This is a genomic window from Acinetobacter sp. AHP123, from assembly GCF_023757925.1.
GTDB classification, from domain to species: Bacteria; Pseudomonadota; Gammaproteobacteria; order Pseudomonadales; family Moraxellaceae; genus Acinetobacter; species Acinetobacter oleivorans.
Genome location: NZ_CP092454.1, coordinates 1,992,667 through 2,018,479, shown reverse-complemented (window position 1 = coordinate 2,018,479; position 25,813 = coordinate 1,992,667). Strand labels below are relative to the sequence as shown.

Annotated in this window: 1 protein-coding gene; it reads right to left on the bottom strand. The window is 50.1% G+C overall.

What is annotated here, in order from left to right:
- Positions 1-49 precede the first annotated feature (49 nt).
- Positions 50-25,474, bottom strand: coding sequence for an Ig-like domain-containing protein (locus tag MJX77_RS09630; protein WP_252061290.1), 25,425 nt, complete (start codon positions 25,472-25,474; stop codon positions 50-52).
- Positions 25,475-25,813: the final 339 nt, after the last annotated feature.

Below are 25,813 nucleotides of genomic sequence, written 5' to 3'. Positions count from 1 at the left end.
CATAAAAAAAGAGCCCGAAGGCTCTTTTTTTTATTTGGTTAATTATCTATTAATAGATAATTTGACCATTAGCAAGTAACTCTGCCTCACTAGTCGTAACACCTTGTAAAACCAACAGATTCGTAAAGTTATTTGTAGGTAAAATCACCCCAGTTAACCCATCACGGTCAATTTGAATTGTTGTATTACCACCACTTACAACGACATTGATATATTGTCCAATAGTAAGGTCTGTTTGAGCTCCATCGAGTAATCCTCTGATATCAATCAGATCGGCTTGCTGGTCTGTAGCGACATTACCCACATGGAAGTTAGTCCACGTATCTACGCCATTACCACCTGTATTACCACCATTACCTATAGCAACGTTATTTAATACATGATAAATGAGAGTATCTGAACCAGCCCCAATCGTGCCAGTATCCGTATTGAACGTGTCATTTCCTGATGTACTAATTACATGAGTATTGTAATCAGAAGTAGTCAGATTAACCGTCAATGATGATAAAGACTCGGCGCCATTCGCTGCCACTAACTTATAGTTAATGGTATCGGTTGGATTCGCTAATGTTAACGATGAAGTATTGGCACGGTAATCATAGTCACCATTTGAATTGATCACAAATGTACCATTCGCAGTAGTGATAGATTGTCCAGTAGCCTCAACATATACACCAGGACTTGTTTCAACATAGAGTTTGACACCATCAGCAGTAAAGATACCACTGTCTGCGACTCCACCTATTGTGTCACCATGGACAATGTTTCCATGAATCCAGTCAGATGAATAATTGTTCAAGTGCGTTGTAGTGGTCGTTACTTGGGTATCCAAGGTGGTTACACCAAGTGTAATCGCTGTCAACGTATATTGAACACGGTATGTACCTGCTTCCAAGTGTAGAACGGAATCTTGGAAAGCTACAGTCCCGAGACTAATACCACCCACGCTCGCAAGTGCTGTAGCCGAACCAGTATAAGTAGTATCAACCCATACTCCACCAACAAATTGCTGGACAACATAGCTCACTGTTGGTAATGCACTTAACAAAGGTTGGTTAGCATAAGTTGCTGCTACCTGTACATCTACTAATTCTCCAGCCCCAACGGTGAAAGCATTAGAAAGTACAGAAGTCGAACCAATCAAGTTGATTGTTATGTTCGGACTTGGAACATCTACAGGTGTATCAGTTGAGTTACTAAAATCAACCGTTGCAACAGCTTGGTCTGCATTGGCAACGATTTGAGTCGTACCATCCGTTCCAGGACTAGCAGTATTCCAAGTAATGCTGACATCAGGTGATCCAATTTGTATGTGCAATACCGCTGTACTAGTACCACCTGATACAGGATCAGTAATGGTGTAAGTGAAGCTATCTACTTTGCCAATGTTTGCAGCATTAGCAGTTGGTGTATAGCTGTATGAACCATTTGCAGAGATAGTAAGTGTTCCATAAGCTCCTATTACTGGGGTTGAAGAACCAATAGATGTTGGTATTGCACCTACTTGCTCACCCACAACAGTAGACACTACTGTTGTTCCAGTAATTGTATCTGGCACATATGAAGGACCATATATAGTTGAATCATCATCAGTAAGCACATTACCGCTCACTGTTGCTGCACTATATGTAGGTACTACTGTGTGATTATAGTCATCGCGAACCACACTCATTGTGCCTAACAACCCTACACCAACACCGGTATAGACCATAAACGCTCTATAAGAACCACTTGCCAAGTCTGTGATAGTCGCACCGAATCCATTACCACCGAGTATTCCGACGTTAATTAATCCCGTACTAGCATCACCTGCAACATTCTGCCACGAACCATCTGGTGCTTGTTTTTGTAACACTATTTTATAGTCGTTAAGCAAAGACAAACTTAGTAAAGCGCCATAGCTAATCGTTGCGTCTGAAGTATGTCCAGCAGCAATACTGAAGCTCACACTCGGGGTACCTAGAAGCGATACGTTGAGACCCTCAGTTACGCCTATCAATGCTAGATAGGTTGCAGAACCAGCATTAATACCCGTTGTAGTTAATGGAACAATATCAATTGCCACACTATCTACATTGTCATGTGCAGTAATTGTTGGCACAAGAACAAGACCAGCAAGGTTAGCACCAGTACCCAGATTACCTGCAAGGTCAGTATAGGTGTTATTTGCAACACTCAAGCTCGGTGCTGTTGCACTGCCATCTTGAGTGAAGGTTGCTGTCCAGGTCACACCACCATCTGCTGTGGTCAAGCCAGTAAGTGTACCACCTGCCAAGGTCACATCTGTTGCATCAAAGCCAGTTACTGCTTCACTGAATGTGAAGGTTACTGTGGTGCTTTCACCTACAGACAGGTTAAGGTCTGTTGCACTGATCGCAAGCGTCGGTGCAACAATATCTGCCACTAAACCAGCCAATGCCGCACCAGTACCCAAGTTGCCTGCAAGGTCAGTATAGGTGTTATTTGCAACACTGATGCTCGGTGCTGTTGCACTGCCATCTTGAGTGAAGGTCGCTGTCCAGGTCACACCACCATCTGCTGTAGTCAAGCCAGTAAGCGTACCACCTGCCAAGGTCACATCTGTTGCATCAAAGCCAGTCACTGCTTCACTGAATGTGAAGGTTACTGTGGTGCTTTCACCAAGAGCAAGATTCAGGTCAGTTGCACTGATCGCAAGCGTCGGTGCTACCACATCTGAAGTCAAGCCAGTAAGGTTAGCGCCTGTACCCAAGTTACCTGCAAGGTCAGTATAAGTGTTATCCGCCACACTGATGCTCGGTGCTGTTGCACTGCCATCTTGAGTGAAGGTCGCTGTCCAGGTCACACCACCATCTGCTGTAGTCAAGCCAGTAAGCGTACCACCTGCCAAGGTCACATCTGTTGCATCAAAGCCAGTTACTGCTTCACTGAATGTGAAGGTTACTGTGGTGCTTTCACCTACAGACAGATTCAGGTCTGTTGCACTGATCGCAAGCGTCGGTGCTACCACATCTGAAGTTAAGCCAGTAAGGTTAGCGCCTGTACCCAAGTTACCTGCAAGGTCTGTATAAGTGTTATCCGCCACACTGATGCTCGGTGCTGTTGCACTGCCATCTTGAGTGAAGGTCGCTGTCCAGGTCACACCACCATCTGCTGTAGTCAAGCCAGTAAGCGTACCACCTGCCAAGGTCACATCTGTTGCATCAAAGCCAGTTACTGCTTCACTGAATGTGAAGGTTACTGTGGTGCTTTCACCAAGAGCAAGATTCAGGTCTGTTGCACTGATCGCAAGCGTCGGTGCTACCACATCTGAAGTTAAGCCAGTAAGGTTAGCGCCTGTACCCAAGTTACCTGCAAGGTCTGTATAAGTGTTATCCGCCACACTGATGCTCGGTGCTGTTGCACTGCCATCTTGAGTGAAGGTCGCTGTCCAGGTCACACCACCATCTGCTGTAGTCAAGCCAGTAAGCGTACCACCTGCCAAGGTCACATCTGTTGCATCAAAGCCAGTTACTGCTTCACTGAATGTGAAGGTTACTGTGGTGCTTTCACCAAGAGCAAGATTCAGGTCTGTTGCACTGATCGCAAGCGTCGGTGCTACCACATCTGAAGTCAGGCCAGTAAGGTTAGCGCCAGTACCCAGGTTACCTGCAAGGTCAGTATAAGTGTTATCCGCCACACTGATGCTCGGTGCTGTTGCACTGCCATCTTGAGTGAAGGTCGCTGTCCAGGTCACACCACCATCTGCTGTGGTCAAGCCAGTAAGCGTACCACCTGCCAAGGTCACATCTGTTGAATCAAAGCCAGTTACTGCTTCACTGAATGTGAAGGTCACTGTGGTGCTTTGACCAAGAGCAAGATTCAGGTCTGTTGCACTGATCGCAAGCGTCGGTGCTACCACATCTGAAGTTAAGCCAGTAAGGTTAGCGCCTGTACCCAAGTTACCTGCAAGGTCTGTATAAGTGTTATCCGCCACACTGATGCTCGGTGCTGTTGCACTGCCATCTTGAGTGAAGGTCGCTGTCCAGGTCACACCACCATCTGCTGTGGTCAAGCCAGTAAGCGTACCACCTGCCAAGGTCACATCTGTTGCATCAAAGCCAGTTACTGCTTCACTGAATGTGAAGGTTACTGTGGTGCTTTCACCTACAGACAGATTCAGGTCTGTTGCACTGATCGCAAGCGTCGGTGCTACCACATCTGAAGTTAAGCCAGTAAGGTTAGCGCCAGTACCCAGGTTACCTGCAAGGTCAGTATAAGTGTTATCCGCCACACTGATGCTCGGTGCTGTTGCACTGCCATCTTGAGTGAAGGTCGCTGTCCAGGTCACACCACCATCTGCTGTGGTCAAGCCAGTAAGCGTACCACCTGCCAAGGTCACATCTGTTGCATCAAAGCCAGTTACTGCTTCACTGAATGTGAAGGTTACTGTGGTGCTTTCACCAAGAGCAAGATTCAGGTCAGTTGCACTGATCGCAAGCGTCGGTGCTACCACATCTGAAGTTAAGCCAGTAAGGTTAGCGCCTGTACCCAAGTTACCTGCAAGGTCAGTATAAGTGTTATCCGCCACACTGATGCTCGGTGCTGTTGCACTGCCATCTTGAGTGAAGGTCGCTGTCCAGGTCACACCACCATCTGCTGTAGTCAAGCCAGTAAGCGTACCACCTGCCAAGGTCACATCTGTTGCATCAAAGCCAGTTACTGCTTCACTGAATGTGAAGGTTACTGTGGTGCTTTCACCTACAGACAGATTCAGGTCTGTTGCACTGATCGCAAGCGTCGGTGCTACCACATCTGAAGTTAAGCCAGTAAGGTTAGCGCCTGTACCCAAGTTACCTGCAAGGTCTGTATAAGTGTTATCCGCCACACTGATGCTCGGTGCTGTTGCACTGCCATCTTGAGTGAAGGTCGCTGTCCAGGTCACACCACCATCTGCTGTAGTCAAGCCAGTAAGCGTACCACCTGCCAAGGTCACATCTGTTGCATCAAAGCCAGTTACTGCTTCACTGAATGTGAAGGTTACTGTGGTGCTTTCACCAAGAGCAAGATTCAGGTCTGTTGCACTGATCGCAAGCGTCGGTGCTACCACATCTGAAGTTAAGCCAGTAAGGTTAGCGCCTGTACCCAAGTTACCTGCAAGGTCTGTATAAGTGTTATCCGCCACACTGATGCTCGGTGCTGTTGCACTGCCATCTTGAGTGAAGGTCGCTGTCCAGGTCACACCACCATCTGCTGTAGTCAAGCCAGTAAGCGTACCACCTGCCAAGGTCACATCTGTTGCATCAAAGCCAGTTACTGCTTCACTGAATGTGAAGGTTACTGTGGTGCTTTCACCAAGAGCAAGATTCAGGTCTGTTGCACTGATCGCAAGCGTCGGTGCTACCACATCTGAAGTCAGGCCAGTAAGGTTAGCGCCAGTACCCAGGTTACCTGCAAGGTCAGTATAAGTGTTATCCGCCACACTGATGCTCGGTGCTGTTGCACTGCCATCTTGAGTGAAGGTCGCTGTCCAGGTCACACCACCATCTGCTGTGGTCAAGCCAGTAAGCGTACCACCTGCCAAGGTCACATCTGTTGCATCAAAGCCAGTTACTGCTTCACTGAATGTGAAGGTTACTGTGGTGCTTTCACCAAGAGCCAGATTCAGGTCTGTTGCACTGATCGCAAGCGTCGGTGAAACAATGTCTACGACGAAGCCATCTGTACCATCAAGCACATCCCCTGTACCGAAGTTACCTGCAAGGTCTGTATAAGTATTATCAGCTACAGTAATGCTTGGTGCTGTGCCTGTACCATCTGGTGTGAACACTGCTGTCCAAGTGATGTTATCGGTTGTCGTCAATGCACCTAATGTACCGCCAACCAGGGTGATATCAGTTGCATCAAAGCCTGCCACTGCCTCACTGAACGTGAAGGTAATGTTCGCTGTTTCACCTGCCGCAAGTGCAAGGTCATCTGCGCTAATCGCAAGGGTTGGTGACACAATATCTACGACGAAGCCATCTGTACCATCAAGTACATCACCTGTACCCAAGTTACCCGCAAGGTCTGTGTAAGTATTATCAGCTACAGTAATGCTTGGGGCTGTGCCTGTACCATCTGGCGTGAACACTGCTGTCCAAGTGATGTTATCGGTTGTTGTTAATGCACCTAATGTACCGCCAACGAGGGTGATATCTGTTGCATCAAAGCCTGCCACTGCTTCACTGAACGTGAAGGTAATGTTCGCTGTTTCACCTGCCGCAAGTGCAAGGTCATCTGCGCTAATCGCAAGGGTTGGTGGCACAATATCTACAACAAAGCCGTCTGTACCATCAAGTACATCACCTGTACCCGGGTTGCCCAATACATCAGTGTAGCTACCATCAGCCACGGTAATGCTTGGTGCTGTGCCTGTGCCATCTGGCGTGAACACTGCTGTCCAAGTGATGTTATCCGTTGTCGTCAATGCACCTAATGTACCGCCAACGAGGGTGATATCTGTTGCATCAAAGCCTGCCACTGCTTCACTGAACGTGAAGGTAATGTTCGCTGTTTCACCTGCCGCAAGTGCAAGGTCATCTGCGCTAATCGCAAGGGTTGGTGCTGTTGCATCAACAGTTACTGTGCCTGTCGCAGGTGTTGAAACGTTACCTGCTACATCCGTTGCAGTCACGCTCACTGTGTGCGGGCCATCTGCCAACACTGGAAGTGTATTGTCTGCAAGCGTCCAGGTACCGTCACCATTGTTGGTCGCATTGTAGTTAATACCATCTACGGTCACCACCACAGTCGCAGCAGGATCATCGATCGTACCGGTCAACGCAGGTGTGGTGTCATTGGTAGATGCATCTGTGAAGCCCACAACCGGTGCAACAAGGTCAACGATAAAGCCGTCTGTACCATCAAGTACATCACCTGTACCCGGGTTGCCCAATACATCAGTGTAGCTACCATCAGCCACGGTAATGCTTGGTGCTGTGCCTGTGCCATCTGGCGTGAACACTGCTGTCCAAGTGATGTTATCCGTTGTCGTCAATGCACCTAATGTACCGCCAACGAGGGTGATATCTGTTGCATCAAAGCCTGCCACTGCTTCACTGAACGTGAAGGTAATGTTCGCTGTTTCACCTGCCGCAAGTGCAAGGTCATCTGCGCTAATCGCAAGGGTTGGTGCTGTTGCATCAACAGTTACTGTGCCTGTCGCAGGTGTTGAAACGTTACCTGCTACATCCGTTGCAGTCACGCTCACTGTGTGCGGGCCATCTGCCAACACTGGAAGTGTATTGTCTGCAAGCGTCCAGGTACCGTCACCATTGTTGGTCGCATTGTAGTTAATACCATCTACGGTCACCACCACAGTCGCAGCAGGATCATCGATCGTACCGGTCAACGCAGGTGTGGTGTCATTGGTAGAGGCATCTGTGAAGCCCACAACCGGTGCAACAAGGTCAACGATAAAGCCGTCTGTACCATCAAGTACATCACCTGTACCCGGGTTGCCCAATACATCAGTGTAGCTACCATCAGCCACGGTAATGCTTGGTGCTGTGCCTGTGCCATCTGGTGTGAACACTGCTGTCCAAGTGATGTTATCCGTTGTCGTCAATGCACCTAATGTACCGCCAACGAGGGTGATATCTGTTGCATCAAAGCCTGCCACTGCTTCACTGAACGTGAAGGTAATGTTCGCTGTTTCACCTGCCGCAAGTGCAAGGTCATCTGCGCTAATCGCAAGGGTTGGTGCTGTTGCATCAACAGTTACTGTGCCTGTCGCAGGTGTTGAAACGTTACCTGCTACATCCGTTGCAGTCACACTCACTGTGTGCGGGCCATCTGCCAACACTGGAAGTGTATTGTCTGCAAGCGTCCAGGTACCGTCACCATTGTTGGTCGCATTGTAGTTAATACCATCTACGGTCACCACCACAGTCGCAGCAGGATCATCGATCGTACCGGTCAACGCAGGTGTGGTGTCATTGGTAGAGGCATCTGTGAAGCCCACAACCGGTGCAACAAGGTCAACGATAAAGCCGTCTGTACCATCAAGTACATCACCTGTACCCGGGTTGCCCAATACATCAGTGTAGCTACCATCAGCCACGGTAATGCTTGGTGCTGTGCCTGTGCCATCTGGCGTGAACACTGCTGTCCAAGTGATGTTATCCGTTGTCGTCAATGCACCTAATGTACCGCCAACGAGGGTGATATCTGTTGCATCAAAGCCTGCCACTGCTTCACTGAACGTGAAGGTAATGTTCGCTGTTTCACCTGCCGCAAGTGCAAGGTCATCTGCGCTAATCGCAAGGGTTGGTGCTGTTGCATCAACAGTTACTGTGCCTGTCGCAGGTGTTGAAACGTTACCTGCTACATCCGTTGCAGTCACGCTCACTGTGTGCGGGCCATCTGCCAACACTGGAAGTGTATTGTCTGCAAGCGTCCAGGTACCGTCACCATTGTTGGTCGCATTGTAGTTAATACCATCTACGGTCACCACCACAGTCGCAGCAGGATCATCGATCGTACCGGTCAACGCAGGTGTGGTGTCATTGGTAGATGCATCTGTGAAGCCCACAACCGGTGCAACAAGGTCAACGATAAAGCCGTCTGTACCATCAAGTACATCACCTGTACCCGGGTTGCCCAATACATCAGTGTAGCTACCATCAGCCACGGTAATGCTTGGTGCTGTGCCTGTGCCATCTGGCGTGAACACTGCTGTCCAAGTGATGTTATCCGTTGTCGTCAATGCACCTAATGTACCGCCAACGAGGGTGATATCTGTTGCATCAAAGCCTGCCACTGCTTCACTGAACGTGAAGGTAATGTTCGCTGTTTCACCTGCCGCAAGTGCAAGGTCATCTGCGCTAATCGCAAGGGTTGGTGCTGTTGCATCAACAGTTACTGTGCCTGTCGCAGGTGTTGAAACGTTACCTGCTACATCCGTTGCAGTCACACTCACTGTATGCGGGCCATCTGCCAACACTGGAAGTGTATTGTCTGCAAGCGTCCAGGTACCGTCACCATTGTTGGTCGCATTGTAGTTAATACCATCTACGGTCACCACCACAGTCGCAGCAGGATCATCGATCGTACCGGTCAACGCAGGTGTGGTGTCATTGGTAGAGGCATCTGTGAAGCCCACAACCGGTGCAACAAGGTCAACGATAAAGCCGTCTGTACCATCAAGTACATCACCTGTACCCGGGTTGCCCAATACATCAGTGTAGCTACCATCAGCCACGGTAATGCTTGGTGCTGTGCCTGTGCCATCTGGTGTGAACACTGCTGTCCAAGTGATGTTATCCGTTGTCGTCAATGCACCTAATGTACCGCCAACGAGGGTGATATCTGTTGCATCAAAGCCTGCCACTGCTTCACTGAACGTGAAGGTAATGTTCGCTGTTTCACCTGCCGCAAGTGCAAGGTCATCTGCGCTAATCGCAAGGGTTGGTGCTGTTGCATCAACAGTTACTGTGCCTGTCGCAGGTGTTGAAACGTTACCTGCTACATCCGTTGCAGTCACACTCACTGTATGCGGGCCATCTGCCAACACTGGAAGTGTATTGTCTGCAAGCGTCCAGGTACCGTCACCATTGTTGGTCGCATTGTAGTTAATACCATCTACGGTCACCACCACAGTCGCAGCAGGATCATCGATCGTACCGGTCAACGCAGGTGTGGTGTCATTGGTAGAGGCATCTGTGAAGCCCACAACCGGTGCAACAAGGTCAACGATAAAGCCGTCTGTACCATCAAGTACATCACCTGTACCCGGGTTGCCCAATACATCAGTGTAGCTACCATCAGCCACGGTAATGCTTGGTGCTGTGCCTGTGCCATCTGGTGTGAACACTGCTGTCCAAGTGATGTTATCCGTTGTCGTCAATGCACCTAATGTACCGCCAACGAGGGTGATATCTGTTGCATCAAAGCCTGCCACTGCTTCACTGAACGTGAAGGTAATGTTCGCTGTTTCACCTGCCGCAAGTGCAAGGTCATCTGCGCTAATCGCAAGGGTTGGTGCTGTTGCATCAACAGTTACTGTGCCTGTCGCAGGTGTTGAAACGTTACCTGCTACATCCGTTGCAGTCACGCTCACTGTGTGCGGGCCATCTGCCAACACTGGAAGTGTATTGTCTGCAAGCGTCCAGGTACCGTCACCATTGTTGGTCGCATTGTAGTTAATACCATCTACGGTCACCACCACAGTCGCAGCAGGATCATCGATCGTACCGGTCAACGCAGGTGTGGTGTCATTGGTAGATGCATCTGTGAAGCCCACAACCGGTGCAACAAGGTCAACGATAAAGCCGTCTGTACCATCAAGTACATCACCTGTACCCGGGTTGCCCAATACATCAGTGTAGCTACCATCAGCCACGGTAATGCTTGGTGCTGTGCCTGTGCCATCTGGCGTGAACACTGCTGTCCAAGTGATGTTATCCGTTGTCGTCAATGCACCTAATGTACCGCCAACGAGGGTGATATCTGTTGCATCAAAGCCTGCCACTGCTTCACTGAACGTGAAGGTAATGTTCGCTGTTTCACCTGCCGCAAGTGCAAGGTCATCTGCGCTAATCGCAAGGGTTGGTGCTGTTGCATCAACAGTTACTGTGCCTGTCGCAGGTGTTGAAACGTTACCTGCTACATCCGTTGCAGTCACACTCACTGTATGCGGGCCATCTGCCAACACTGGAAGTGTATTGTCTGCAAGCGTCCAGGTACCGTCACCATTGTTGGTCGCATTGTAGTTAATACCATCTACGGTCACCACCACAGTCGCAGCAGGATCATCGATCGTACCGGTCAACGCAGGTGTGGTGTCATTGGTAGAGGCATCTGTGAAGCCCACAACCGGTGCAACAAGGTCAACGATAAAGCCGTCTGTACCATCAAGTACATCACCTGTACCCGGGTTGCCCAATACATCAGTGTAGCTACCATCAGCCACGGTAATGCTTGGTGCTGTGCCTGTGCCATCTGGCGTGAACACTGCTGTCCAAGTGATGTTATCCGTTGTCGTCAATGCACCTAATGTACCGCCAACGAGGGTGATATCTGTTGCATCAAAGCCTGCCACTGCTTCACTGAACGTGAAGGTAATGTTCGCTGTTTCACCTGCCGCAAGTGCAAGGTCATCTGCGCTAATCGCAAGGGTTGGTGCTGTTGCATCAACAGTTACTGTGCCTGTCGCAGGTGTTGAAACGTTACCTGCTACATCCGTTGCAGTCACACTCACTGTATGCGGGCCATCTGCCAACACTGGAAGTGTATTGTCTGCAAGCGTCCAGGTACCGTCACCATTGTTGGTCGCATTGTAGTTAATACCATCTACGGTCACCACCACAGTCGCAGCAGGATCATCGATCGTACCGGTCAACGCAGGTGTGGTGTCATTGGTAGAGGCATCTGTGAAGCCCACAACCGGTGCAACAAGGTCAACGATAAAGCCGTCTGTACCATCAAGTACATCACCTGTACCCGGGTTGCCCAATACATCAGTGTAGCTACCATCAGCCACGGTAATGCTTGGTGCTGTGCCTGTGCCATCTGGCGTGAACACTGCTGTCCAAGTGATGTTATCCGTTGTCGTCAATGCACCTAATGTACCGCCAACGAGGGTGATATCTGTTGCATCAAAGCCTGCCACTGCTTCACTGAACGTGAAGGTAATGTTCGCTGTTTCACCTGCCGCAAGTGCAAGGTCATCTGCGCTAATCGCAAGGGTTGGTGCTGTTGCATCAACAGTTACTGTGCCTGTCGCAGGTGTTGAAACGTTACCTGCTACATCCGTTGCAGTCACGCTCACTGTGTGCGGGCCATCTGCCAACACTGGAAGTGTATTGTCTGCAAGCGTCCAGGTACCGTCACCATTGTTGGTCGCATTGTAGTTAATACCATCTACGGTCACCACCACAGTCGCAGCAGGATCATCGATCGTACCGGTCAACGCAGGTGTGGTGTCATTGGTAGAGGCATCTGTGAAGCCCACAACCGGTGCAACAAGGTCAACGATAAAGCCGTCTGTACCATCAAGTACATCACCTGTACCCGGGTTGCCCAATACATCAGTGTAGCTACCATCAGCCACGGTAATGCTTGGTGCTGTGCCTGTGCCATCTGGCGTGAACACTGCTGTCCAAGTGATGTTATCCGTTGTCGTCAATGCACCTAATGTACCGCCAACGAGGGTGATATCTGTTGCATCAAAGCCTGCCACTGCTTCACTGAACGTGAAGGTAATGTTCGCTGTTTCACCTGCCGCAAGTGCAAGGTCATCTGCGCTAATCGCAAGGGTTGGTGCTGTTGCATCAACAGTTACTGTGCCTGTCGCAGGTGTTGAAACGTTACCTGCTACATCCGTTGCAGTCACGCTCACTGTGTGCGGGCCATCTGCCAACACTGGAAGTGTATTGTCTGCAAGCGTCCAGGTACCGTCACCATTGTTGGTCGCATTGTAGTTAATACCATCTACGGTCACCACCACAGTCGCAGCAGGATCATCGATCGTACCGGTCAACGCAGGTGTGGTGTCATTGGTAGATGCATCTGTGAAGCCCACAACCGGTGCAACAAGGTCAACGATAAAGCCGTCTGTACCATCAAGTACATCACCTGTACCCGGGTTGCCCAATACATCAGTGTAGCTACCATCAGCCACGGTAATGCTTGGTGCTGTGCCTGTGCCATCTGGCGTGAACACTGCTGTCCAAGTGATGTTATCCGTTGTCGTCAATGCACCTAATGTACCGCCAACGAGGGTGATATCTGTTGCATCAAAGCCTGCCACTGCTTCACTGAACGTGAAGGTAATGTTCGCTGTTTCACCTGCCGCAAGTGCAAGGTCATCTGCGCTAATCGCAAGGGTTGGTGCTGTTGCATCAACAGTTACTGTGCCTGTCGCAGGTGTTGAAACGTTACCTGCTACATCCGTTGCAGTCACGCTCACTGTGTGCGGGCCATCTGCCAACACTGGAAGTGTATTGTCTGCAAGCGTCCAGGTACCGTCACCATTGTTGGTCGCATTGTAGTTAATACCATCTACGGTCACCACCACAGTCGCAGCAGGATCATCGATCGTACCGGTCAACGCAGGTGTGGTGTCATTGGTAGAGGCATCTGTGAAGCCCACAACCGGTGCAACAAGGTCAACGATAAAGCCGTCTGTACCATCAAGTACATCACCTGTACCCGGGTTGCCCAATACATCAGTGTAGCTACCATCAGCCACGGTAATGCTTGGTGCTGTGCCTGTGCCATCTGGTGTGAACACTGCTGTCCAAGTGATGTTATCCGTTGTCGTCAATGCACCTAATGTACCGCCAACGAGGGTGATATCTGTTGCATCAAAGCCTGCCACTGCTTCACTGAACGTGAAGGTAATGTTCGCTGTTTCACCTGCCGCAAGTGCAAGGTCATCTGCGCTAATCGCAAGGGTTGGTGCTGTTGCATCAACAGTTACTGTGCCTGTCGCAGGTGTTGAAACGTTACCTGCTACATCCGTTGCAGTCACGCTCACTGTGTGCGGGCCATCTGCCAACACTGGAAGTGTATTGTCTGCAAGCGTCCAGGTACCGTCACCATTGTTGGTCGCATTGTAGTTAATACCATCTACGGTCACCACCACAGTCGCAGCAGGATCATCGATCGTACCGGTCAACGCAGGTGTGGTGTCATTGGTAGATGCATCTGTGAAGCCCACAACCGGTGCAACAAGGTCAACGATAAAGCCGTCTGTACCATCAAGTACATCACCTGTACCCGGGTTGCCCAATACATCAGTGTAGCTACCATCAGCCACGGTAATGCTTGGTGCTGTGCCTGTGCCATCTGGCGTGAACACTGCTGTCCAAGTGATGTTATCCGTTGTCGTCAATGCACCTAATGTACCGCCAACGAGGGTGATATCTGTTGCATCAAAGCCTGCCACTGCTTCACTGAACGTGAAGGTAATGTTCGCTGTTTCACCTGCCGCAAGTGCAAGGTCATCTGCGCTAATCGCAAGGGTTGGTGCTGTTGCATCAACAGTTACTGTGCCTGTCGCAGGTGTTGAAACGTTACCTGCTACATCCGTTGCAGTCACACTCACTGTGTGCGGGCCATCTGCCAACACTGGAAGTGTATTGTCTGCAAGCGTCCAGGTACCGTCACCATTGTTGGTCGCATTGTAGTTAATACCATCTACGGTCACCACCACAGTCGCAGCAGGATCATCGATCGTACCGGTCAACGCAGGTGTGGTGTCATTGGTAGATGCATCTGTGAAGCCCACAACCGGTGCAACAAGGTCAACGATAAAGCCGTCTGTACCATCAAGTACATCACCTGTACCCGGGTTGCCCAATACATCAGTGTAGCTACCATCAGCCACGGTAATGCTTGGTGCTGTGCCTGTGCCATCTGGCGTGAACACTGCTGTCCAAGTGATGTTATCCGTTGTCGTCAATGCACCTAATGTACCGCCAACGAGGGTGATATCTGTTGCATCAAAGCCTGCCACTGCTTCACTGAACGTGAAGGTAATGTTCGCTGTTTCACCTGCCGCAAGTGCAAGGTCATCTGCGCTAATCGCAAGGGTTGGTGCTGTTGCATCAACAGTTACTGTGCCTGTCGCAGGTGTTGAAACGTTACCTGCTACATCCGTTGCAGTCACACTCACTGTGTGCGGGCCATCTGCCAACACTGGAAGTGTATTGTCTGCAAGCGTCCAGGTACCGTCACCATTGTTGGTCGCATTGTAGTTAATACCATCTACGGTCACCACCACAGTCGCAGCAGGATCATCGATCGTACCGGTCAACGCAGGTGTGGTGTCATTGGTAGATGCATCTGTGAAGCTCACGACCGGTGCAGTGGTATCCACTGTCACCACAGCAGTATCACTACCCACATTACCTGCTGCATCTGTTGCTGTCACGGTAATCGTGTGTGGACCGTCTGTTAATACAGGCAGTGTATTGTCTGCAAGGGTCCAAGTGCCGTCACCATTGTTGGTTGCTGGATAGTTCACACCATCCACAGTCACCACCACAGTCGCAGTCGGATCGTTCACTGTACCAGTGAGTGCTGGTGTGCTGTCATTGGTCAACACATCATCGAGTGCAACCACAGGTGCAGTAATGTCCGCAGACACCACGCCTGAACCTGGCAATGAAGTATTGCCTGCAGGGTCAGTTGCTGTTGCTGTCACCGTTTGACCGTCCGTCAAGTCACCTGGGTTTGGTACTGACCAGCTGCCGTCTGTACCTGCAACCACAGTTGCTGTCGTACCGTCAGGGAAGCTTACAGTCACGGTTGAACCCGGTTCTGCTGTACCTGTCACTGGATCAGTGGCATTGATTGGATCAAGGACCGGTGCATTTGGTGCAGTGGTATCAATCGTCACCACAGCCGTATCTGTTCCTGCATTACCTGCAGGGTCAGTTGCTGTCACGGTAATCGTGTGTGGACCGTCTGTTAATACAGGCAGTGTATTGTCTGCAAGGGTCCAAGTGCCGTCACCATTGTTGGTCGCTGGATAGTTCACACCATCCACTGTCACCACCACAGTCGCAGTCGGATCGTTCACTGTACCAGTGAGTGCTGGTGTACTGTCATTGGTCAACACATCATCGAGTGCAACCACAGGTGCAGTAATGTCCGCAGACACCACGCCTGAACCTGGCAATGAAGTATTGCCTGCAGGGTCAGTTGCTGTTGCTGTCACCGTTTGACCATCCGTCAAGTCACCTGGGTTTGGTACTGACCAGCTGCCGTCTGTACCTGCAACCACAGTTGCTGTCGTACCGTCAGGGAAGCTTACAGTCACGGTTGAACCCGGTTCTGCTGTACCTGTCACTGGATCAGTGGCATTGATTGGATCAAGGACCGGTGCATTTGGTGCAGTGGTATCAATCGTCACCACAGCCGTATCACTACCCACATTACCTGCTGCATCTGTTGCTGTCACGGTAATCGTGTGTGGACCGTCTGTTAATACAGGCAGTGTATTGTCTGCAAGGGTCCAAGTGCCGTCACCATTGTTGGTCGCTGGATAGTTCACACCATCCACAGTCACCACCACAGTCGCAGTCGGATCGTTCACTGTACCAGTGAGTGCTGGTGTACTGTCATTGGTCAACACATCATCGAGTGCAACCACAGGTGCAGTAATGTCCGCAGACACCACGCCTGAACCTGGCAATGAAGTATTGCCTGCAGGGTCAGTTGCTGTTGCTGTCACCGTTTGACCATCCGTCAAGTCACCTGGGTTTGGTACTGACCAGCTGCCGTCTGTACCTGCAACCACAGTTGCTGTCGTACCGTCAGGGAAGCTTACAGTCACGGTTGAACCCGGTTCTGCTGTACCTGTCACTGGATCAGTGGCATTGATTGGATCAAGGACCGGTGCATTTGGTGCAGTGGTATCAATCGTCACCACAGCCGTATCTGTTCCTGCATTACCTGCAGGGTCAGTTGCTGTCACGGTAATCGTGTGTGGACCGTCTGTTAATACAGGCAGTGTATTGTCTGCAAGGGTCCAAGTGCCGTCACCATTGTTGGTCGCTGGATAGTTCACACCATCCACTGTCACCACCACAGTCGCAGTCGGATCGTTCACTGTACCAGTGAGTGCTGGTGTACTGTCATTGGTCAACACATCATCGAGTGCAACCACAGGTGCAGTAATGTCCGCAGACACCACGCCTGAACCTGGCAATGAAGTATTGCCTGCAGGGTCAGTTGCTGTTGCTGTCACCGTTTGACCATCCGTCAAGTCACCTGGGTTTGGTACTGACCAGCTGCCGTCTGTACCTGCAACCACAGTTGCTGTCGTACCGTCAGGGAAGCTTACAGTCACGGTTGAACCCGGTTCTGCTGTACCTGTCACTGGATCAGTGGCATTGATTGGATCAAGGACCGGTGCATTTGGTGCAGTGGTATCAATCGTCACCACAGCTGTATCTGTTCCTGCATTACCTGCAGGGTCAGTTGCTGTCACGGTAATCGTGTGTGGACCGTCTGTTAATACAGGCAGTGTATTGTCTGCAAGGGTCCAAGTGCCGTTACCATTGTTGGTCGCTGGATAGTTCACACCATCCACAGTCACCACCACAGTCGCAGTCGGATCGTTCACTGTACCAGTGAGTGCTGGTGTACTGTCATTGGTCAACACATCATCGAGTGCAACCACAGGTGCAGTAATGTCCGCAGACACCACGCCTGAACCTGGCAATGAAGTATTGCCTGCAGGGTCAGTTGCTGTTGCTGTCACCGTTTGACCATCCGTCAAGTCACCTGGGTTTGGTACTGACCAGCTGCCGTCTGTACCTGCAACCACAGTTGCTGTCGTACCGTCAGGGAAGCTTACAGTCACGGTTGAACCCGGTTCTGCTGTACCTGTCACTGGATCAGTGGCATTGATTGGATCAAGGACCGGTGCATTTGGTGCAGTGGTATCAATCGTCACCACAGCCGTATCTGTTCCTGCATTACCTGCAGGGTCAGTTGCTGTCACGGTAATCGTGTGTGGACCGTCTGTTAATACAGGCAGTGTATTGTCTGCAAGGGTCCAAGTGCCGTCACCATTGTTGGTTGCTGGATAGTTCACACCATCCACTGTCACCACCACAGTCGCAGTCGGATCGTTCACTGTACCAGTGAGTGCTGGTGTACTGTCATTGGTCAACACATCATCGAGTGCAACCACAGGTGCAGTAATGTCCGCAGACACCACGCCTGAACCTGGCAATGAAGTATTGCCTGCAGGGTCAGTTGCTGTTGCTGTCACCGTTTGACCATCCGTCAAGTCACCTGGGTTTGGTACTGACCAGCTGCCGTCTGTACCTGCAACCACAGTTGCTGTCGTACCGTCAGGGAAGCTTACAGTCACGGTTGAACCCGGTTCTGCTGTACCTGTCACTGGATCAGTGGCATTGATTGGATCAAGGACCGGTGCATTTGGTGCAGTGGTATCAATCGTCACCACAGCCGTATCTGTTCCTGCATTACCTGCAGGGTCAGTTGCTGTCACGGTAATCGTGTGTGGACCATCTGTTAATACAGGCAGTGTATTGTCTGCAAGGGTCCAAGTGCCGTCACCATTGTTGGTCGCTGGATAGTTCACACCATCCACTGTCACCACCACAGTCGCAGTCGGATCGTTCACTGTACCAGTGAGTGCTGGTGTACTGTCATTGGTCAACACATCATCGAGTGCAACCACAGGTGCAGTAATGTCCGCAGACACCACGCCTGAACCTGGCAATGAAGTATTGCCTGCAGGGTCAGTTGCTGTTGCTGTCACCGTTTGACCATCCGTCAAGTCACCTGGGTTTGGTACTGACCAGCTGCCGTCTGTACCTGCAACCACAGTTGCTGTCGTACCGTCAGGGAAGCTTACAGTCACGGTTGAACCCGGTTCTGCTGTACCTGTCACTGGATCAGTGGCATTGATTGGATCAAGGACCGGTGCATTTGGTGCAGTGGTATCAATCGTCACCACAGCCGTATCTGTTCCTGCATTACCTGCAGGGTCAGTTGCTGTCACGGTAATCGTATGTGGACCGTCTGTTAATACAGGCAGTGTATTGTCTGCAAGGGTCCAAGTGCCGTCACCATTGTTGGTTGCTGGATAGTTCACACCATCCACTGTCACCACCACAGTCGCAGTCGGATCGTTCACTGTACCAGTGAGTGCTGGTGTACTGTCATTGGTCAACACATCATCGAGTGCAACCACAGGTGCAGTAATGTCCGCAGACACCACGCCTGAACCTGGCAATGAAGTATTGCCTGCAGGGTCAGTTGCTGTTGCTGTCACCGTTTGACCATCCGTCAAGTCACCTGGGTTTGGTACTGACCAGCTGCCGTCTGTACCTGCAACCACAGTTGCTGTCGTACCGTCAGGGAAGCTTACAGTCACGGTTGAACCCGGTTCTGCTGTACCTGTCACTGGATCAGTGGCATTGATTGGATCAAGGACCGGTGCATTTGGTGCAGTGGTATCAATCGTCACCACAGCCGTATCTGTTCCTGCATTACCTGCAGGGTCAGTTGCTGTCACGGTAATCGTGTGTGGACCGTCTGTTAATACAGGCAGTGTATTGTCTGCAAGGGTCCAAGTGCCGTCACCATTGTTGGTCGCTGGATAGTTCACACCATCCACTGTCACCACCACAGTCGCAGTCGGATCGTTCACTGTACCAGTGAGTGCTGGTGTACTGTCATTGGTCAACACATCATCGAGTGCAACCACAGGTGCAGTAATGTCCGCAGACACCACGCCTGAACCTGGCAATGAAGTATTGCCTGCAGGGTCAGTTGCTGTTGCTGTCACCGTTTGACCATCCGTCAAGTCACCTGGGTTTGGTACTGACCAGCTGCCGTCTGTACCTGCAACCACAGTTGCTGTCGTACCGTCAGGGAAGCTTACAGTCACGGTTGAACCCGGTTCTGCTGTACCTGTCACTGGATCAGTGGCATTGATTGGATCAAGGACCGGTGCATTTGGTGCAGTGGTATCAATCGTCACCACAGCCGTATCTGTTCCTGCATTACCTGCAGGGTCAGTTGCTGTCACGGTAATCGTGTGTGGACCGTCTGTTAATACAGGCAGTGTATTGTCTGCAAGGGTCCAAGTGCCGTCACCATTGTTGGTCGCTGGATAGTTCACACCATCCACTGTCACCACCACAGTCGCAGTCGGATCGTTCACTGTACCAGTGAGTGCTGGTGTACTGTCATTGGTCAACACATCATCGAGTGCAACCACAGGTGCAGTAATGTCCGCAGACACCACGCCTGAACCTGGCAATGAAGTATTGCCTGCAGGGTCAGTTGCTGTTGCTGTCACCGTTTGACCATCCGTCAAGTCACCTGGGTTTGGTACTGACCAGCTGCCGTCTGTACCTGCAACCACAGTTGCTGTCGTACCGTCAGGGAAGCTTACAGTCACGGTTGAACCCGGTTCTGCTGTACCTGTCACTGGATCAGTGGCATTGATTGGATCAAGGACCGGTGCATTTGGTGCAGTGGTATCAATCGTCACCACAGCCGTATCACTACCCACATTACCTGCTGCATCTGTTGCTGTCACGGTAATCGTGTGTGGACCGTCTGTTAATACAGGCAGTGTATTGTCTGCAAGGGTCCAAGTGCCGTCACCATTGTTGGTCGCTGGATAGTTCACACCATCCACAGTCACCACCACAGTCGCAGTCGGATCGTTCACTGTACCAGTGAGTGCTGGTGTACTGTCATTGGTCAACACATCATCGAGTGCAACCACAGGTGCAGTAATGTCCGCAGACACCACGCCTGAACCTGGCAATGAAGTATTGCCTGCAGGGTCAGTTGCTGTTGCTGTCACCGTTTGACCATCCGTCAAGTCACCTGGGTTTGGTACTGACCAGCTGCCGTCTGTACCTGCAACCACAGTTGCTGTCGTACCGTCAGGGAAGCTTACAGTCACGGTTGAACCCGGTTCTGCTGTACCTGTCACTGGATCAGTGGCATTGATTGGATCAAGGACCGGTGCATTTGGTGCAGTGGTATCAATCGTCACCACAGCCGTATCTGTTCCTGCATTACCTGCAGGGTCAGTTGCTGTCACGGTAATCGTGTGTGGACCGTCTGTTAATACAGGCAATGTATTGTCTGCAAGGGTCCAAGTGCCGTCACCATTGTTGGTCGCTGGATAGTTCACACCATCCACTGTCACCACCACAGTCGCAGTCGGATCGTTCACTGTACCAGTGAGTGCTGGTGTACTGTCATTGGTCAACACATCATCGAGTGCAACCACAGGTGCAGTAATGTCCGCAGACACCACGCCTGAACCTGGCAATGAAGTATTGCCTGCAGGGTCAGTTGCTGTTGCTGTCACCGTTTGACCATCCGTCAAGTCACCTGGGTTTGGTACTGACCAGCTGCCGTCTGTACCTGCAACCACAGTTGCTGTCGTACCGTCAGGGAAGCTTACAGTCACGGTTGAACCCGGTTCTGCTGTACCTGTCACTGGATCAGTGGCATTGATTGGATCAAGGACCGGTGCATTTGGTGCAGTGGTATCCACTGTCACCACAGCAGTATCACTACCCACATTACCTGCAGGGTCAGTTGCTGTCACGGTAATCGTGTGTGGACCGTCTGTTAATACAGGCAATGTATTGTCTGCAAGGGTCCAAGTGCCGTCACCATTGTTGGTCGCTGGATAGTTCACACCATCCACTGTCACCACCACAGTCGCAGTCGGATCGTTCACTGTACCAGTGAGTGCTGGTGTACTGTCATTGGTCAACACATCATCGAGTGCAACCACAGGTGCAGTAATGTCCGCAGACACCACGCCTGAACCTGGCAATGAAGTATTGCCTGCAGGGTCAGTTGCTGTTGCTGTCACCGTTTGACCATCCGTCAAGTCACCTGGGTTTGGTACTGACCAGCTGCCGTCTGTACCTGCAACCACAGTTGCTGTCGTACCGTCAGGGAAGCTTACAGTCACGGTTGAACCCGGTTCTGCTGTACCTGTCACTGGATCAGTGGCATTGATTGGATCAAGGACCGGTGCATTTGGTGCAGTGGTATCAATCGTCACCACAGCCGTATCTGTTCCTGCATTACCTGCAGGGTCAGTTGCTGTCACGGTAATCGTGTGTGGACCGTCTGTTAATACAGGCAGTGTATTGTCTGCAAGGGTCCAAGTGCCGTCACCATTGTTGGTTGCTGGATAGTTCACACCATCCACAGTCACCACCACAGTCGCAGTCGGATCGTTCACTGTACCAGTGAGTGCTGGTGTACTGTCATTGGTCAACACATCATCGAGTGCAACCACAGGTGCAGTAATGTCCGCAGACACCACGCCTGAACCTGGCAATGAAGTATTGCCTGCAGGGTCAGTTGCTGTTGCTGTCACCGTTTGACCATCCGTCAAGTCACCTGGGTTTGGTACTGACCAGCTGCCGTCTGTACCTGCAACCACAGTTGCTGTCGTACCGTCAGGGAAGCTTACAGTCACGGTTGAACCCGGTTCTGCTGTACCTGTCACTGGATCAGTGGCATTGATTGGATCAAGGACCGGTGCATTTGGTGCAGTGGTATCAATCGTCACCACAGCCGTATCTGTTCCTGCATTACCTGCAGGGTCAGTTGCTGTCACGGTAATCGTGTGTGGACCGTCTGTTAATACAGGCAGTGTATTGTCTGCAAGGGTCCAAGTGCCGTCACCATTGTTGGTTGCTGGATAGTTCACACCATCTACAGTCACCACCACAGTCGCAGTCGGATCACTTACCGTACCTGTTAAAGGCGGTGTGCTGTCATTGGTGAGTACATCATTAAGAACGACTGTCGGTGCAAGCGCGTCCACAATACCTGTTGCAGGTCCTGATGTATTCCCCGCAGGATCTGTTGTAACAGCTGTTACCGTGTCACCATTATTTAAGCCTGGATTTGGAACAGTCCAGCTACCATCCGGTCCTGCAACTACAGTTGCAGTACTACCGTTAGGATAAGTTACTGTTACTGTTGAACCAGGTTCTGCTGTACCTGTAATCGGGTCTGTCCCGTTAACCGGGTCAATTACTGGTGCATTTGGTGCAGTGGTATCCACTGTCACCACAGCCGTATCACTACCCACATTACCTGCTGCATCTGTTGCTGTCACGGTAATCGTGTGTGGACCGTCTGTTAATGCTGGCAGTGTATTGTCTGCAAGGGTCCAAGTGCCGTCACCATTGTTGGTCGCTGGATAGTTCACACCATCTACAGTCACCACCACAGTCGCAGTCGGATCACTTACCGTACCTGTTAAAGGCGGTGTGCTGTCATTGGTGAGTACATCATTAAGAACGACTGTCGGTGCAAGCGCGTCCACAATACCTGTTGCAGGTCCTGATGTATTCCCCGCAGGATCTGTTGTAACAGCTGTTACCGTGTCACCATTATTTAAGCCTGGATTTGGAACAGTCCAGCTACCATCCGGTCCTGCAACTACAGTTGCAGTACTACCGTTAGGATAAGTTACTGTTACTGTTGAACCAGGTTCTGCTGTACCTGTAATCGGGTCTGTCCCGTTAACCGGGTCAATTACTGGTGCATTTGGTGCAGTGGTATCCACTGTCACCACAGCCGTATCACTACCCACATTACCTGCTGCATCTGTTGCTGTCACGGTAATCGTGTGTGGACCGTCTGTTAATGCTGGCAGTGTATTGTCTGCAAGGGTCCAAGTGCCGTTACCATTGTTGGTCGCTGGGTAGTCAACACCATCCACAGTCACCACCACAGTCGCAGTCGGATCACTTACCGTACCTGTTAAAGGCGGTGTGCTGTCATTGGTGAGTACATCATTAAGAACGACTGTCGGTGCAAGCGCGTCCACAATACCTGTTGCAGGTCCTGATGTATTCCCCGCAGGATCTGTTGTAACAGCTGTTACCGTGTCACCATTATTTAAGCCTGGATTTGGAACAGTCCAGCTACCATCCGGTCCTGCAACTACAGTTGCAGTACTACCGTTAGGATAAGTTACTGTTACTGTTGAACCAGGTTCTGCTGTACCTGTAATCGGGTCTGTCCCGTTAACCGGGTCAATTACTGGTGCATTTGGTGCAGTGGTATCCACTGTCACCACAGCAGTATCCGTACCCACATTGCCTGCAGGGTCAGTTGCTGTCACGGTAATCGTGTGTGGACCGTCTGTTAATACAGGCAGTGTATTGTCTGCAAGGGTCCAGGTGCCGTTACCATTGTTGGTCGCTGGGTAGTCAACACCATCCACAGTCACCACCACAGTCGCAGTCGGATCACTTACCGTACCTGTTAAAGGCGGTGTGCTGTCATTGGTGAGTACATCATTAAGAACGACTGTCGGTGCAAGCGCGTCCACAATACCTGTTGCAGGTCCTGATGTATTCCCCGCAGGATCTGTTGTAACAGCTGTTACCGTGTCACCATTATTTAAGCCTGGATTTGGAACAGTCCAGCTACCATCCGGTCCTGCAACTACAGTTGCAGTACTACCGTTAGGATAAGTTACTGTTACTGTTGAACCAGGTTCTGCTGTACCTGTAATCGGGTCTGTCCCGTTAACCGGGTCAATTACTGGTGCATTTGGTGCAGTGGTATCCACTGTCACCACAGCAGTATCCGTACCCACATTGCCTGCAGGGTCAGTTGCTGTCACGGTAATCGTGTGTGGACCGTCTGTTAATACAGGCAGTGTATTGTCTGCAAGGGTCCAGGTGCCGTTACCATTGTTGGTCGCTGGGTAGTCAACACCATCCACAGTCACCACCACAGTCGCAGTCGGATCACTTACCGTACCTGTTAAAGGCGGTGTGCTGTCATTGGTGAGTACATCATTAAGAACGACTGTCGGTGCAAGCGCGTCCACAATACCTGTTGCAGGTCCTGATGTATTCCCCGCAGGATCTGTTGTAACAGCTGTTACCGTGTCACCATTATTTAAGCCTGGATTTGGAACAGTCCAGCTACCATCCGGTCCTGCAACTACAGTTGCAGTACTACCGTTAGGATAAGTTACTGTTACTGTTGAACCAGGTTCTGCTGTACCTGTAATCGGGTCTGTCCCGTTAACCGGGTCAATTACTGGTGCATTTGGTGCATCTGTATCAACTGTATAAGTTTGTGTATCTTTAACAGTACTGCTATTACCTGCTGAATCTGTAAAAGTTACAGTAGCATCAATAGTTTGATCTGGATCTGCTTTTAAACCGCTACCCGGTACGCTTACACTCCAAGTACCTGCAACCTTGTCTACAATTGCAGTGTACTCTTGACCATTGATTACAACAGTAACCACTGTATTTGCTGCATCTGCTGGAATGTTTTTCAAAATACCAGTAATCGTGACATTACCTGCTGCTTCTGAGGCATTAAGTACATTATCAGATGTAACTGAATTAACAGAGAAAGTTACTCCATCTGTATTTGGTGGAGTAGTATCGGTAGGTGTTGAAGAGTCATTATTACTATCATGGTTCGATGCTGCTGCGATAATACCACCCGCAACTAATGGGATAGCCCACAACCATGGGTTTATGCCACCATCGTGATAAAGCAATGGTTCAATTGAAGAAATAGGCTGATAAATGACATCAGACACCAACTCTTGTGGTGCCTCTGCTGGTAAAGCAGCCGGTAAATCTTCAGCTACGAGTGCTTGTGGCTCAACATCACTGTCGGCATCAGCATCCGCATCAGCGTCCGCGTCTGCATCATTTTCAGCATCTTTGAATTTTGCCCAGATTAACTGTCCATTTTCGTCTTGAAAAACAAGGCTGTTATCTTTAGGCTCAGCTGTTCCACTAAAAAAGCCTTCAATAACAATTGTCTCGCCATTTTTAAGGCGAATGACTGCATTGGTTCCCTCCCTATTCACTACCAATACATCACTGGCAGCCACTTTTACCAATACAACCGACGCTTCTGTAAGCGATGCGGAAGTTCCCTTGATGGTTGACAAGGTGTCGTGACTATCCTTGGCAATAATTTGTATTTCAGGCATATCTGTATTCCTTTTATATTATTGATTTAAATGATTTTTTGTATAATTCTTTTTACTTAATGTTTTCAAGTTTTTGACCTACAACTTAAAAACATTAAGTAATGTGATCATTTTTACATTAACCACTTTAAAATAAAAAAAACAAATACTAAAGTACCTAAAGAAAAAATTTTAATTAATAGAAATTATATATAAGTCTTCTTTGAGTTTATCTTGTGTTAATTTAATGGAAAATTTCTTTAAATGTTTTATATATAAAACAAATTTCTTTTTTTATATTTACCATTTGTTGAAATGTCATTTAATTAAAATATTCATATAACAATTATTAATATCTTA